The 14,421-nt window shown below is 73.7% G+C and carries 11 protein-coding genes; 6 read left to right on the top strand and 5 right to left on the bottom strand.

What is annotated here, in order from left to right:
* Nucleotides 1-49: 49 nt before the first annotated feature.
* From ACIG36_RS12635 to ACIG36_RS12625, 3 genes are all read right to left on the bottom strand, one after another.
* Complete coding sequence (locus ACIG36_RS12635; protein WP_399925965.1) at nt 50-2,482, bottom strand: penicillin acylase family protein; 2,433 nt, start codon at nt 2,480-2,482, stop codon at nt 50-52.
* 82 nt (nt 2,483-2,564) lie between these two features.
* Entirely contained in the window at nt 2,565-3,839 is a 1,275-nt protein-coding gene (gene paaK, locus ACIG36_RS12630; protein WP_399925963.1) for a phenylacetate--CoA ligase PaaK, read from the bottom strand.
* Nucleotides 3,840-3,989: 150 nt separating this feature from the next.
* Nucleotides 3,990-5,639 carry an acyl-CoA synthetase gene (locus ACIG36_RS12625; protein WP_399925962.1) on the bottom strand — a complete coding sequence of 550 codons (1,650 nt, stop codon included), beginning with the start codon at nt 5,637-5,639 and terminating at the stop codon, nt 3,990-3,992.
* Nucleotides 5,640-5,784: 145 nt separating this feature from the next.
* Here ACIG36_RS12625 and ACIG36_RS12620 point away from each other — a divergent pair, with 145 nt between their 5' ends.
* From ACIG36_RS12620 to ACIG36_RS12595, 6 genes are all read left to right on the top strand, one after another.
* On the top strand, nt 5,785-6,597 hold the full coding sequence (locus ACIG36_RS12620) for a crotonase/enoyl-CoA hydratase family protein (RefSeq protein WP_399925960.1): 813 nt from the start codon (nt 5,785-5,787) through the stop codon (nt 6,595-6,597).
* A 19-nt stretch (nt 6,598-6,616) separates the two neighbouring features.
* Nucleotides 6,617-7,567 (top strand): Zn-ribbon domain-containing OB-fold protein, encoded by a 951-nt coding sequence (locus tag ACIG36_RS12615; RefSeq protein WP_399925958.1) that lies wholly within the window; start codon nt 6,617-6,619, stop codon nt 7,565-7,567.
* Nucleotides 7,564-8,658 carry a lipid-transfer protein gene (locus ACIG36_RS12610; protein WP_399925956.1) on the top strand — a complete coding sequence of 365 codons (1,095 nt, stop codon included), beginning with the start codon at nt 7,564-7,566 and terminating at the stop codon, nt 8,656-8,658. Before ACIG36_RS12615 ends, ACIG36_RS12610 begins: the two co-directional genes overlap by 4 nt.
* A gap of 7 nt (nt 8,659-8,665) precedes the next feature.
* Nucleotides 8,666-9,832 carry a thiolase domain-containing protein gene (locus tag ACIG36_RS12605; protein ID WP_399925954.1) on the top strand — a complete coding sequence of 389 codons (1,167 nt, stop codon included), beginning with the start codon at nt 8,666-8,668 and terminating at the stop codon, nt 9,830-9,832.
* Between the two features lie 79 nt (nt 9,833-9,911).
* Entirely contained in the window at nt 9,912-10,148 is a 237-nt protein-coding gene (locus ACIG36_RS12600) for a DUF397 domain-containing protein (RefSeq protein WP_399925952.1), read from the top strand.
* A gap of 119 nt (nt 10,149-10,267) precedes the next feature.
* Complete coding sequence (locus ACIG36_RS12595) at nt 10,268-10,768, top strand: hypothetical protein (protein WP_399925950.1); 501 nt, start codon at nt 10,268-10,270, stop codon at nt 10,766-10,768.
* Nucleotides 10,769-10,990: 222 nt separating this feature from the next.
* Here the strand turns inward: ACIG36_RS12595 and ACIG36_RS12590 are convergent, their stop codons facing one another.
* On the bottom strand, nt 10,991-13,012 hold the full coding sequence (locus ACIG36_RS12590; RefSeq protein ID WP_399925948.1) for an N-acetylmuramoyl-L-alanine amidase: 2,022 nt from the start codon (nt 13,010-13,012) through the stop codon (nt 10,991-10,993).
* Between the two features lie 279 nt (nt 13,013-13,291).
* On the bottom strand, nt 13,292-14,398 hold the full coding sequence (locus ACIG36_RS12585; RefSeq protein ID WP_399925946.1) for an aminoglycoside phosphotransferase family protein: 1,107 nt from the start codon (nt 14,396-14,398) through the stop codon (nt 13,292-13,294).
* Nucleotides 14,399-14,421: the final 23 nt, after the last annotated feature.

The following is a 14,421-nucleotide window of genomic DNA, read 5'->3' as shown; positions in this document are numbered from 1 at the left end:
ACCGCGCGCGGCTCGCGCGGTGCGCCCGTCGGTCGTCCGGGCAGGCGGCTCAGCGCTCGGAGACCCGTACCACCTTCAGCTTCGGCGAGGCCAGGATGTCCTTCTCGCAGAAGCGGCTCTTGACCATGCGGCCGGCCGAGAACAGCTCGGTCTGGTCGCTGTAGTGGGGCGACGTGGGGTCGGAGGACTGGCCGTACGTCAGGAGCGTACGGGCCACCGGGCAGCCGCTGCCGTCGAAGCCGACGGCCTGGATGTAGCTGGAGCCGTGCCTGACCTCCGGATAGCTCCCGGTGCCGGCGTCCCAGCGGGCCTCGATCATGTTCCAGACGCCCAGGGCGTGCGCGCCACCGGAGATCGGGATGCGCTTGCCGTTGCGTACGACGAACTGGTGCTCACCCAGCGGCGCGTCCAGCGCGACGCCCGCCGACCGCAGTTCGCTCACGGCGTCGGCCAGGGCGCGGCCGAAGCCGTCCGCAGAGGTGTTGAGCGTGTTCGGGGTTGTCACGGGCGCCGAGGGGGAGAAGGGCACCCGCCACAGCTTGTCCTCCGGGACCGCCCTGACGAGCTTGCGCCAGAAGCGGTCGAAGAGCAGCGCGCCCTTGCTGTCCTTGGCGACCGTGCGGTCCCAGCCGGCCAGCACCGAGCACGCCGCCGAGACATCCACGGGCTTGCCGTCGCCGCCCGTCGCCTTCCCACCGGGCAGCGCGGCGCAGGCCTTCGCCGCGTCGGCGGCCGCCAGCGCGCCAGCCGGTGCCCGGTTGGCGAACTGCTGCCGCTCGAGGTCGGAGACGGTCAGCCTGCCGCGCTCGGCCAGGGCGGCGACGTCCTCGAGTCCGCCGCGCGTGCGCAGCGAGCGGGCGGTGGCGGTGTCGCCGAAGATCCGCGGGTAGCCGGTGAGCGGCCGGTCGGCGTTGGCCAGCCAGGGGCTGTCGTTGGAGTTCTCGGCGTACGGGGCGTCGAGGAGGGTCGGCATCGCGGACGGGCCGAAGACGCCGGGCTGCACCGCGTCGGCGTCCCGGCCCAGCGCGCAGTCGCCGCGCGAGCCGTCCAGCACGGCCAGGCCTGCGGACGGGAACGTCTGCCGGCCCAGCGCGGTGGAGCAGCGTGCGGCGAGCTCGTCGGTGACGCGCGGCAGCACCTGCGACTGGGTGTAGAGGCTGTGCCCGGCGGAGTCGGTGGCGATGGTGTTCACCCACGGCAGCCCCTGGGTGCGGCGCAGCCCGGCCTGGATGTCGCGCACGCTGCGGGACCTGCTCAGCGCCAGCGACGAGTCGACGAACCGCAGGCTCTGCGCGTTCGGGTCGTTCAGCGCGTAGGCCGTGCCCTCGGTCTGGGGCAGGGGCATGGACTCGACGGAGGTCACCACCGGGCCGTAACGGGTCCACCACTGGGTGCGGGTGACATCGGAGGTACGGCCGTCCTTGCCCTTCACGGGGACGGTGACCGTGCGCTTGGTCATCCGTTCGGGCTTGCCGTCGACGAGGTAGCTGTGCGGGTCGCCGGGGGCGGTCCTCAGCTCGTAGAGGTTGGTCGGGACGCCGGTGGCGACCGTGTGGCTCCAGGCGATGTCCCGGTTGTGGCCGATCTCGACGATGGGCATGCCGAGCAGGGAACCGCCCGCGACGTCGAGTTCACCGGGGATGGTCTGCTGCGACTGCCAGAAGCGGCGGCCGCCCTGCCACGGGTAGTGCGGGTTGCCCAGCAGCAGCCCGCGGCCGCTCGCGGTGGTGGAACCCGCGAACGCGACGGCGTTGGAGCCCATGTCGGCGTTCTGCCGGTCGAAGACCTCACGGGCCGCGGCCACCGGGTCCGTGGTGTCCCGCGCGGAGCGGGCGGCGGCCTTCCTCGGCTGCTGCCCGGTGCCGGACAGGCCGTCCGGGACGAGGCCCTGGCCGCCCAGCACGGTGATGGCCCAGCCGCGCCGGGCGACATCCAGGGCGGTGACGGGAGTGACCCAGGAGGCGCCGCGGCACGCCGGGTCGGTGATCCTGTTCTGCTTCAGCCAGGCGTTGTAGCCGGCCGCCCAGCCGCGCATCAGCTCCTTGGCCTGGCGGCTCGGCCCGGCCGGGGCAGGTCTCTCGAGCAGCTTCTCCACGGTCCTCGCGTCCCGCGCCCCGCGGAAGAACAGGTCGCTGGAGAGGTTGGTGGAGGCGGAGGACAGCGATCTGTCGGGCGCGGCGTCGGCACCGAAGTGGCGCGAGCGTTCACCGCGCAGGGTGACGAACCCGTCGGCCAGGATGCACACCTGGTCCTTGGCCTGCGCCCAGCCCGAGCCGAAGCCCAGGCTCGCGTAGTCCTTGCCGACGATGTGCGGGATGCCGTACTCGGTGTAGCGGATGACGGCGGACAGGCCGCCCGACGAGGGCTGGAGCGCGCTGTCCGGCGCGGCCACCGGGGCGGCCGTGGCGGGCAGCGCGCTCGCGCCGGTCAGCAGCGCGAGACCGGCGATCGTCAGCGCGCGTAAGCGGTGACGGATGGGCAACGTGACCTCCTGTGCGAGGTGGTTGAAGAGCAGTTGACTGTGGTGACGCAGCCCCGGGCCGCAGGGTTCAGCCGCGCACGCTTCAGCCGCGCTCGTCGACGACGCGCCGGAGCTTGCCCACCGACCGCTCGAGGGTGTGCGGGTCCACGACGTCGACCGTCACCGACACCCCGATGCCGTCCTTGACGCGCCGCCCGATGTCCGCGGCGGCCGCCGCGCGCTGATCGGGCGTCGCCTCCCGGCGCGCCTCGACGCGCACGGTGAGCCGGTCCAGGCGTCCCTCGCGGGTCAGGCGCAGCTGGAAGTGGGGTGCGGCGCCCGGCGTGCGCAGCACGATCTCCTCGATCTGGGACGGGAAGAGGTTGACCCCGCGCAGGATGATCATGTCGTCGCCGCGGCCGGTGATCCGTTCCATCCGGCGGAAGACGCGGGCCGTGCCCGGCAGCAGCCGGGTGAGGTCACGGGTGCGGTAACGGACGACCGGCACGGCCTCCTTGGTGAGCGAGGTGAACACCAGCTCGCCCGGCGATCCGTCGGGCAGCACCTCGCCCGTCACCGGATCGACGATCTCGGGGTAGAAATGGTCCTCCCAGATGTGCGGCCCGTCCTTGGTCTCCACGCACTCCTGCGCGACGCCGGGGCCCATCACCTCGGACAGGCCGTATATGTCGACCGCGTCGAGCGCGAAGCGCTCCTCGATCTCGCGGCGCATGTCCTCCGTCCACGGCTCGGCACCGAAGACGCCCACGCGCAGCGAGGTGCCGCGCGGGTCGATGCCCTGGCGCTCGAACTCGTCGAGCAGCGTGAGCATGTACGAGGGCGTGGCCATGATGACGTCGGGCCGGAAGTCCTCGACGATCCGCACCTGGCGCTCGGTCATGCCGCCGGAGGCCGGGATCACCGTGCAGCCCAGGCGCTCCGCGCCGTAGTGCGCGCCCAGCCCGCCGGTGAACAGCCCGTACCCGTAGGCCACATGCACCGTGTCCCCGGGCCGGGCGCCCGCCGCGCGCAGCGAGCGGGCCACCAGAGCGGCCCAGACATCGAGGTCGCCGTCGGTGTAGCCGACGACGGTGGGGATGCCGGTGGTCCCGCTGGAGGCGTGCAGGCGGCGGATGCGGGAGCGGTCGACGGCGAACATGCCGAAGGGGTAGTGGGCGCGCAGGTCGTCCTTGGTGGTGAAGGGGAAGCGGGCCAGGTCGGCGAGTGTCCGGCAGTCCTCGGGCCGCAGCCCGGCGGCGTCGAACGCCGTTCGGTAGAAGGGGACGTTGTCGTAGGCGTGGCGGAGGGTCGCGCGGAGGCGGTGCAGTTGCAGGGCGCCCAGGGCCTCCGGGGTGCGGGGTTCTTCGGTGCTGGTCATGGAGGGTGTTTCCCCCACCCCGCCCCTTCCCGTAACCGGGGGCTAGCCCCCGGACCCCCGGGCCGCGCTCGCGCGGCGTCCTCAAACGCCGGACGGGCTGAAATCAGCCCGTCCGGCGTTTGAGGACCGGGGTCCGGGGCGGAGCCCCGGTTACGGGAAGGGGCGGGGTGGGGAAGAAGAACCCCCCTCGGCCATCGCCCGCGCCCACCGGTAATCCGCCTTCCCACTCGGCGAGCGCTCGATGCGCGGCGTCAGCACCAGGCTGCGCGGCACCTTGTAGCCGGCGAGCCGCTCCCGGCAATGCGCCTGCAGGCCCGGCAGGGTCGGGGGCGGTGACCCCTCGCGTGGTTGGACGACCGCGGCGACCCGCTGGCCCCACCGGTCGTCCGCGACGCCGGTGACCAGCGCGTCGTACACCGCCGGGTGGGCCTTGAGAGCCTGTTCGACCTCCTCCGGGAAGACCTTCTCGCCGCCGGTGTTGATGCACTGCGAGCCCCGCCCGAGGACCGTCACCACGCCCCGGTCGTCGACCGTCGCCAGGTCGCCGAGGAGGACCCAGCGTTCGCCGTGCGCGGTGAAGAAAGTCTCGGCGGTCTTGTGCGGGTCGTTGTGGTAGCCGAGCGGCACATGGCCGTGCTGGGCGAGGCGGCCCACCTCGCCGGGGGCCACGGGCCGGCGCGTGACCGGGTCGACCACGGCCGTACGGGCGTTCACGCGCAGCCGGAAGCCCGTGCGCGGGCCCGAGTCCTCGGTGGCCGTGCCGTTGAAGCCGGACTCCGAGGAACCGAAGTTGTTGATCAGCCGCACCCCGGGCAGCAGCGCGGCGAACTGCGCCCGCACGGTCTCCGACAGCACGGCCCCCGAACTGCTGACGCTCCGCAGCGACGAGCAGTCGCCGCCGCCCCGCAGTGGTCCGGCCAGCAGGTCCACCAGCGGCCGCAGCATCGCGTCGCCGACCAGCGACAGGCCCGTCACCCGCTCCCGTTCGACCGTCCGCAGCACCTCCCGCGGCACGTACTTGCTGTGCAGGACGACCTTCTGGCCCAGGTGGAAGGCGATGAAGGCGGTGAGCGTGGCCGTGCCGTGCATCAGTGGGGCGGCGGGGAAGAAGACCAGGCCCTCGTCGCCCGCCGCGACCCGCCGCGCCAGTTCCTCCGGCCGCCGTACCGGCTCGCCCGTGGGCGCGCCCCCGCCGAGCCCGGAGAAGAAGAGGTCCTCCTGCCGCCACACCACGCCCTTGGGCAGGCCCGTGGTGCCGCCGGTGTAGATGATGAACCGGTCGTCGCCGGAGCGCGGTGCGAAATCGCGGGCGGGGGAGCCCGACGCCTCGGCGTCCGCGAAGGGGACCGGCTCGACGCACGGGCGCGGAGCGTCGGCGGGCGCGGCGCCCACCCGCAGCAGGTGCCGCAGCCGCGGCGCCCGGGGCAGGACCGCGGCGACCCGGTCGGTGAAGGCGCCGTCGAAGACCAGTGCCGCCAGGTCGGCGTCGCGGTAGAGGTAGGCCAGCTCGTCCGCCACGTAACGGTAGTTGACGTTGACGGGCACGGCCCGGATCTTCAGGCAGGCCAGCACGGTCTGCAGGTACTCGACGCCGTTGAGGAGGTGGAGCCCCACGTGCTCGCCCGCCGCGATCCCGCTGCCGGCGAGGTGGTGGGCGAGCCGGCAGGCGGCAGTGTCGAGCTCCGCGTACGTCAGCCGGCGCTCGGCGCCGCTGCCCGGATGGTCGAGGTGGACGAGCGCCTCCCGGCCGGGCACCGTGTCGGCGATCGACTCGAAGAGATCCGCGAGGTTGAAGTCCACGGCCGTCATTAGAGCGCCGCGACGGGGGAGGGGGAAGGTCCGCGCCCAAGAAATCTGATGCTACGTCAGAAAACTGTCGAACCGCTCTTGAACCGGCCCCCGGCTTCCTGCAGGCTGTTCCGGGTCTCACGACGGGAGGGCTCCCATGGGCGGAACCCCGGACGGCACCGAACACCTCATCGTGCGGCGCGCGGGCGCGACCCTCGTGCTCACCCTGAACCGGCCGGAGGCGAGGAACGCGTTCTCCCTGCCGATGCTGGCCGCGCTCCACGACGCCTGGCTGCTGGCCGACGCCGACGACGACATCCGCTCGGTCGTCCTGACCGGCGCGGGCGGAGCCTTCTGCTCCGGCATGGACCTCAAGGCCCTCGCGGAACGGCAGGCGCCCGACGACGCCGTCCGCGCCCGCTTCAGGGCCGACCCCGACCTGCACTGGAAGGCCATGCTCCGCCACCACCGGCCGCGCAAGCCCGTCATCGCCGCCGTCGAGGGCCCCTGCGTCGCGGGCGGCACGGAGATCCTGCAGGGCACCGACATCCGCATCGCGGGCACGGGCGCCACCTTCGGCCTCTTCGAGGTACGCCGCGGACTGTTCCCCCTCGGCGGCTCCACCGTCCGCCTGCCCCGCCAGATCCCGTGCACCCACGCCCTCGAAATGCTGCTCACCGGACGCCCGTACACCGCCGCCGAGGCCGAGCGCATCGGGCTCGTCGGACACGTCGTCCCCGACGGAACCGCCCTGGCCAGGGCCCTGGAGACCGCCGAACTCGTCAACGCCAACGCCCCGCTCGCCGTCGAGGCCGTCAAGGCGAGCGTCCACGACACCGAGGCGCTGGACGAGCGCGCCGCCCTCGCCCTCGAGCTCGAGCGCGGACAGGCCGTCCTCGCCACCGCCGACGCCAAGGAAGGCGCCCGCGCCTTCGCGGAGAAGCGCCCCGCCGTCTACCGGCGCGCCTGACCGGAAGGGAGCGACCCCGATGCCGGAAGCCCTCACCGCGCCCCTCGTCGTCGAGTTCCCCTTCGACCGCTCCCTCGGGCCCGTGCAGAGCGCCTTCCTCACCGGACTGCGCGAACGCACCGTCCTCGGCGTGCGCACCGACGACGGCAGAGTGCTCGTACCCCCCGTCGAGTACGACCCCGTCACCGCCGGCGAACTCCGCGACCTCGTCGAGGTCGCCCCCACCGGCACCGTCACCACCTGGGCGTGGAACCCCGCCCCCCGCCCGAACCAGCCCCTGCGCCGCCCCTTCGCCTGGGCGCTGGTCCGCCTCGACGGAGCCGACACCGCCCTCCTGCACGTCCTCGACGCCCCCGGCCCCGAAGACGTCCGCACCGGCATGCGGGTACGGGTCCGCTGGGCCGCCCACCGCCAGGGTGCGATCACCGACATCGCCTGCTTCGAACCGGACGCAGCGCCGCGCGAGGACACCGCCCACCCCGCACCGCACGACGGCGTCTTCGCCGACCCCGTCACCTCCCTCACCACACCCGCCCGCCTCGGCTACACCTACACCCCCGGCCGCGCCCTGTCCCGCCACCTCGACGGCCTCGCCCGGGGCCGGATCCTCGGTGAGCGCTGCCCCTCCTGCCGCAAGGTCTACGTACCGCCCCGCGGCACCTGCCCCACCTGCGGAACCGCCACCGCCGAACAGGTGGAGACCGGCCCCCGGGGCACCGTCACCACCTTCTGCGTCGTCAACATCAAGGCCCGCGAAGCGGACATCGAGGTCCCCTACATCTACGCGCACATTGCCCTCGACCGGGCCGACCTCGCCCTGCACGGCCGCGTCGCCGGCATCCCCTACGACCAGGTGCGCATGGGGCTGCGCGTGGAGCCCGTATGGACCGAAGGCGGCCGCTACCCCGACCACTACCGGCCCACCGGCGAGCCCGACGCCGACTACGACACCTACAAGGGGCTGCTGTGACCCCCGGCACGCCACCCGAAGACCCCCGCGACACGCCCCGCGGCACCAGGGACGTCGCCATCGTCGCCTTCGCCCAGAGCGACCACCGGCGCACCACCGACGGCATGTCCGAGACCGACCTGCTGCTGCCCGTCCTGCGCGAGGTGCTCGAGCGGGCCGGGCTGGCCCCCGGCGAGGCCGGCTTCACCTGCTCCGGCTCCAGCGACTACCTCGCCGGCCGCCCGTTCTCCTTCACCCTGGCCCTCGACGGCGTCGGCGCCTGGCCGCCCGTCGCCGAATCGCACGTGGAGGCGGACGGGGCCTGGGCGCTGTACGAGGCATGGGTCAAGCTCCTCACCGGCGCCGCCGACACCGCCCTCGTCTACGCCTACGGCAAGACCTCCGCCGGCCCGCTGCGCGACGTCCTCACCCGGCAGCTCGACCCGTACTACGCCGCACCCCTGTGGCCCGACCCCGTCGCCCTGGCCGCCCTCCAGGCCCAGGCCCTCATCGACGCCGGCGAGACCGACGAGGACGCCCTGGCCGCCATCGCCGCCCGCCGCCGCACCGCGGCCGCGGACAACCCGCACGCCCAGCTGCGCGGCCCCCGCCCCCAGGGCGACTACGTCGTACGGCCCCTGCGCACCGGCGACTGCCCGCCCGTCGGCGACGGCGCCGCCGCCGTCGTCCTCGCCGCCGGGGACACCGCCCGCCGCATGTGCGAGCGCCCCGCCTGGATCCGGGGCATCGACCACCGCGCCGAAGCACACGCCCTCGGCGTCCGGGACCTCACCGACTCGCCCTCCACCCGCCTCGCCGCCGAACGCGCCGGCGCCTTCGACGCCCCCCTCGACCTCGCCGAACTCCACGCCCCCTTCACCGCGCAGGAAGTGGTCCTGCGCAAGGCGCTGCGCCTGGCGGACGACGCCGACGTCTGCCCCTCGGGCGGGGCGCTCGCCGCCGACCCGGTCATGGCGACCGGCCTGATCCGCCTCGGCGAGGCGGCAGCCCGCGTCCACCGGGGCACAGCGGACCGGGTCCTGGCCCACGCCACCTCCGGCCCGTGCCTGCAGCACAACCTCGTCGCCGTGCTGGAGGGAGAGACCGGGTGAGCAAGGAATGAGCAAGGAACCCGTCGCCGTCGTCGGCATCGGCCAGACCCACCACGCCGCCGCCCGCCGGGACGTCTCCCTCGCCGGCCTCGTCCGCGAGGCCGCCCTGCGGGCCCTGGCGGACGCCCAGCTGACCTGGCAGGACATCGAGGCCGTCGTCATCGGCAAGGCCCCCGACTTCTTCGAGGGCGTCATGATGCCCGAGCTCTACCTCGCCGACGCCCTCGGCGCCGTCGGCAAACCGCTGCTGCGGGTGCACACCGCCGGCTCGGTCGGCGGCTCCACCGCCCTGGTCGCCGCCGACCTCGTCGCGGCCCGCGTCCACCGCACCGTGCTGACCCTGGCCTTCGAGAAGCAGTCCGAGTCCAACGCCATGTGGGCGCTGTCCCTGCCCGTCCCCTTCCAGCAGCCCCTGCTGGCCGGTGCCGGTGGCTTCTTCGCCCCGCACGTACGGGCCTACATCCGCCGCACCGGCGCCCCCGACACCACCGGCACGCTCGTCGCCCTCAAGGACCGCCGCAACGCCCTGAAGAACCCCTACGCCCACCTGCACGAGCACGGCCTCACCCTGGAGCGGGTGCGCTCCTCGCCCATGCTGTGGGATCCCATCCGCTACTCCGAGACCTGCCCCTCCTCCGACGGGGCCTGCGCCATGGTCCTCACCGACCGCGCCGGCGCGGCCCGCGCGCCCCACGCCCCCGCCTGGCTGCACGGCGGCGCCATGCGCAGCGAGCCGACGCTCTTCGCCGGCAAGGACTTCGTCTCACCCCGCGCCGGCCGCGACTGCGCCGCCGACGTCTACCGGCAGGCGGGCGTCACCGACCCACGCCGGGAGATCGACGCGGTCGAGATGTACGTGCCCTTCAGCTGGTACGAGCCGATGTGGCTGGAGAACCTGGGCTTCGCCGCCGAGGGGGAGGGCTGGAGGCTCACCGAGGCCGGGGTGACCGGACTCGACGGCGACCTGCCGGTCAACCCCTCCGGCGGGGTGCTGTCCACCAACCCCATCGGCGCCTCCGGAATGCTCCGCTTCGCCGAGGCCGCGCTGCAGGTGCGCGGCCGGGCGGGCGAGCACCAAGTGCAGGGCGCCCGCAGGGCACTTGGGCACGCCTACGGCGGCGGCGCGCAGTTCTTCTCCATGTGGCTCGTGGCCGACCACCCGCCCGCCTCCTGAGGCCGGTGCGAGGGCCTGTGCGCCGTCGCCCTCGCTCGCTAGTGTGGGCTGCGACGGACGAGCCGGGAGGAGTGCGGACGTGGCGGACAGCACGACTGAACAACTGGCAGGTGACGCGAAGCCGGACCTCGACCTCGCCAGGGCCGCCTGGCAGCCGAGCGGCGGCCGGCGGGGCAACGTGCAGATCGCCTTCGTCGAGGGCTACATCGCCATGCGCGACAGGCGCGACCCGGACGTCCCCGCGGTGATCTTCTCCCCGGGCGAGTGGCGGGCCTTCGTGCTGAGCGCGCGCGACGGCGAATTCGACCTCACCTAGCGGCCCGCCGGACGGGGCGGAGGAAGCGCCCGCCGGCCACCGTGCGCGCACTCCGGCACGTACCGCCCACACGGGTTCCCCGGCGGCACGGCGCGGGGGCGGGCACGTACGATGTGGGCATGTCCTTCCTCCGCCGCCGCAGCGCCGCCACCCCCGCCGGGCCGGACTTCGACGTCCTCGCCATGGATCCCGGGGACTGGCCCGGTGACCTCGGGGCCGGGCTGCTGCCCGCGCCCGACGGGAGTTGCCAGGGAGTCTTCCTCCGCTACGACCTGTTCGGCGGCCGCGGCCCCGCGATGATCATCGGTAACCTCCCCGAGGGCTCCCCGGCGCGCGAGCTCGGCGAGGGTCAGGTGCCCTTCGAGGTGGCGCAGCTGCTCGCCGCGCTCGGCAACGACGAGCCGGTCGAGGTGCTGGAGAGCGAGGACCTGCCGGTCATGCACGAGGACAACCTCCTCATCGTGCGGCGGCTGAAGTGCTCCGAGAGCCGGATCTCCTGCACCCAGTTCGACCGCAGCGACGGCGTCCTCGTCACCATCGCCAGCTGGGACCGGCCCATCACCGACGACCTGTACCAGCTGCTCAAGCCGCTGCCCGCGGAGATGTTCCAGGCGGGCTAGGGCGTGTCCGATGGGTCGGTGCGGGTCCTGCGGCGTCTGGTGCGGTGCATCGCAAGGCGGAGCATCTCCCGCGTACTGGGCGTACTCGGGTGATGCGACAACGCGGCGAGGCGCTGTGCCAGGCGTCGCAGGGCCCGCGCTGACCCATCGGACACGCCCTAGGCCCCGGATCGCCGGTGCCGTGGCCCCCGGTGTCCCGGGGGCCACGGCACGCGGGGCCCGCTACCAGTTCGAGGGGCGGATGCGGACGTCCGAGGCCTTCACGAAGGCCACCCGGTGCCCGAACTGGATCTCGTAGTAGACGTCCTTCCCGCGGATGATCCTGTGCCCGGCGGGCTCATAGGTGGTCGCCCACAGGTACTCGCTCGGCTGCGTCGCCCCCAGGACGTACGCCTGCCCCGCCGCGAGCTTGTACGGCAACGGCGTCACCTCCTGCACCGGCACGCCCTCCGGGTAGGCCTCCTTCTCCGGGTAGGCGCGCCCGTACACCGGGATCTCGCCCAGCCCCTCCCGCGGGGTGATCATCCGGCCGTGCGCGCCGAGCGCCGCCGGAGCCCACCACGGGTTCTTGAACCACGCCTTCTGCCCCAGGTACCAGATCGCCGTCCACCCGGCGTGCTGCCCGGCGACCGCGAACTGCTGTCCGGTGGAGGCGCGGGCGCCCGTGTCGTTGACGTCGGTCGTCGAGGGGCTGCCGTCCGGGCGCAGTCCGATGTCCTGCACCAGCGGGGCGTCGTCGCGGGGAGCGGTGTGCAGCCGGACCGCGCCGGAGCCGTGCGGGGGGCACGGCTCGCCGGGCTTGGCGCACCCGGTGTAGACCGGCTTGTGGTCGTCGTAGTCGGGCGCGATGGTCACCATCCCGCTGAACGGGCTCGCGGTGGGCACGAAGGGCGCGCCCATCAGCTCGAAGTAGTGGGCCCAGTCCCAGTACGGGCCGGGGTCGGTGTGCATCCCCCGGATCGCCGACGCGGTGGTGCCGGGGACGTTGTCGTGGCCGATGATGTGCTGCCGGTCGAGCGGGATGTCCAGCTTCTGCGCCAGGTGCCGCACGAGCCGGGCGGACGTGCGGTACATCTCCTCCGTGTACCAGGCGTCGGGCTTCGCCAGGAAGCCCTCGTGCTCGATGCCGACGGACTTGGCGTTGACGTACCAGTTGCCCGCGTGCCAGGCCACGTCCTTGGTCGGCACGTGCTGGGCGATGTGCCCGTCACCGGAGCGGATGGTGTAGTTCCAGGAGACGTACGCCGGATCCTTTATCAGCTTGATCGTCGTCTCCCAGGTCCCTTCGGTGTCGTGGATGACGATGAAGTCGACCTTCTGCGACGCCGGCCGGTCGGCGATGTCGTGGTTGCCGTAGTCCTTGCCCTCGAGCTTCTCGTAGGGCGCGGGGATCGACTCGCAGGCCACCGTGGGCGGGCACTCGACGCCGGCCGCCGCGAGGGTGCCCAGCCCCAGCCGCCGGACCTGCTCGGTGCGCGGGGCGACGCGCGGGGTGCCGGCCAGGGCGATCTCCTGGCCCGTGTCGGTTCTGCGCCGCTCGCCGCGCCGGATCACGTCGTAGACGTCGTTGGCGAAGGTGGCCGCGGTCGCGGTGTCGGCGGCGCCGGAATAGGCCGCCACGGCCGCGTACCAGTCGGCGGGGTCCTTGCTCAGGGGCAGCCCCAGACGCTTCTGCTCGGCGGCGAGCAGGGCGGCGCCGCCCTGGACGTTGGCCGCCGCGCTCTCGCGCAGCGCGGCGGGCCGCAGGCCGGTGAGCCCGGCGGCCCGGGACAGGGTGCGCAGCCGGGGCGGCAGGGCGGCGGGGGCGGGAACGGCCGCGCGGGCGGCGGCGCGGGCTGCGGCGCGCGGACGGGCCAGGTCGCCCCGGGCGTCTTCGCCGGCGTCGCTGTGGTGCGGGGTGCCGGCCAGCGCGGTGGCCGCGTCGGTGAGGTGCATCGGACCGTAGCCGCCGGTGACGCTCGGGGCGCCGCCGTGGCTGTCCCAGCGCGACTGGAGGTAGGAGACGCCGAGCAGCACGCTCTGCGGCACGTGGTACTTGGCGGCCGCGGCGCCGAACTCCCGTTGCAGCGTGCCCGGAGCGGCCTGCCCTGCGCCGTCGGCCTGCCCGGCCGCCGGGCCGACGGCCACCAGCGGCAGCAGCAGGGCGGCCGAGGCGACCGCGCGGACGGCCCGTGGCACGCGGCGTCTTCTTCGTGAACCGCTCGGGAACGGGTGCGGTGGTGACGCCTGTGCGGATTCTCGCAATGCGGCCTCCTCGGGACGGGCCCTGGCGTGCGCCGGCGTGATGGGAGTGTGCGATCAAGCCTGGGGATCGAACCTACCAAGAGCCCTCGGCCCAGCAGACGATCCGTCAATATGACTGTGGCGGTGGTCATCAGACTGGGGTGACGCCGATACGCACGTCAACGCCCGCGCCGGGGGTTTCCCGGCGCGGGCGTCGAGGCCTGCCCGTCGATCACTCGCCCGGATGGGCGAGCACCGACACGCCGTAAGTCGGCGGCACGGCGTGTCGGTGCTCGCGGTTCAGCGGGTGCCCACGGCGGCCCGTACCGCTCGGCGGGCCATCGCGCAGTCGTCGTGCAGGCGGCGCAGCAGCAGCCGCTGCTCCTCCCCGGACTCCGGGGTGGCGCCGGGCGCGGGGGGTTCGTGCAGGGCGCGCTGCACCGCTGTCTCGTACGTCCGGATCTCCCGCGTGAGCACCAGCATCAGGTTCACCAGGAAGGCGTCCCTGGACGTGGGGCCCGCGGCCTGGGCGTGCTGGCTGATCTGACGGCGTGCCACCGGGGCGTCGCCCAGCACGGCCCACAGTGTCGCCAGGTCGTACCCCGGCAGGTACCAGCCGGCCTGGTCCCAGTCGACCAGCACCGGGCCGGCGGGCGAGAGCAGGATGTTGGACAGCAGCGCGTCGCCGTGGCAGAACTGCCCCTGCACATGGGCCAGACCGTGCAGCAGCTTCTGCAGGTCGCCCAGGTCACGGTCGGTCAGCAGGCCGAGTTCGTGGTACCGGGCGATGCGCTTGCCGTAGTCCAGCGGCATGTCGAACATCCCCGCCGGGGGCCGCCACAGATTGACCCTGCAGATCGCGCCGAGCGCGGCCCGCACGTCCGCCCGTGGCAGGGTGTCCACCGGGTGCCGCTGGACGGCGGCGGGCCGGCCGGGCATTCGCTCGAGGACGAGCGTGCAGTTGTCCGGATCGGCGGCGATCAGGCGTGGAACCCGCACCGGAGGGCGATGCCGGACGAACGCCCGATATGTGGCTATTTCATGGCGGAACCGCTCGGCCCAGGCCGGCGAATGATCCAGTAAACACTTGGCCACGGCCGTGCTGCGACCGGTCGTTCCGACCAGCAGGACGGAGCGCCCGCTGCGCCGGAGCACCTGGACGGGGTTGAACTCCGGGCAGATCCGGTGGACCGACGAGATCACCGTGCGCAGCTGGGCGCCCTGGGGGCCGGACAAGTCGATTCTCCCGCTGAGCGGTTGGGCGCCGATCCCCGGAGCCGTCCTCCGTGCCCGTCCGCCCCCGAACGCGGCCCCCACGGCGTGGGAGGGGTCGAGGTAGGGCCCGCCGCCCTGCTGGGGGCGGAGCGGACGGGGCGGAGCGGACACGGGGGTCGATGCTGCATACATGAGCGGAACGGATCCCTTCGTGT

The sequence above is a fragment of the Streptomyces sp. NPDC053048 genome, from assembly GCF_044547045.1.
Taxonomy (GTDB): Bacteria; Actinomycetota; Actinomycetes; order Streptomycetales; family Streptomycetaceae; genus Streptomyces.
Note: the sequence above shows the minus strand (reverse complement) of the source record. Positions and strands in the feature narration are given on the sequence as shown.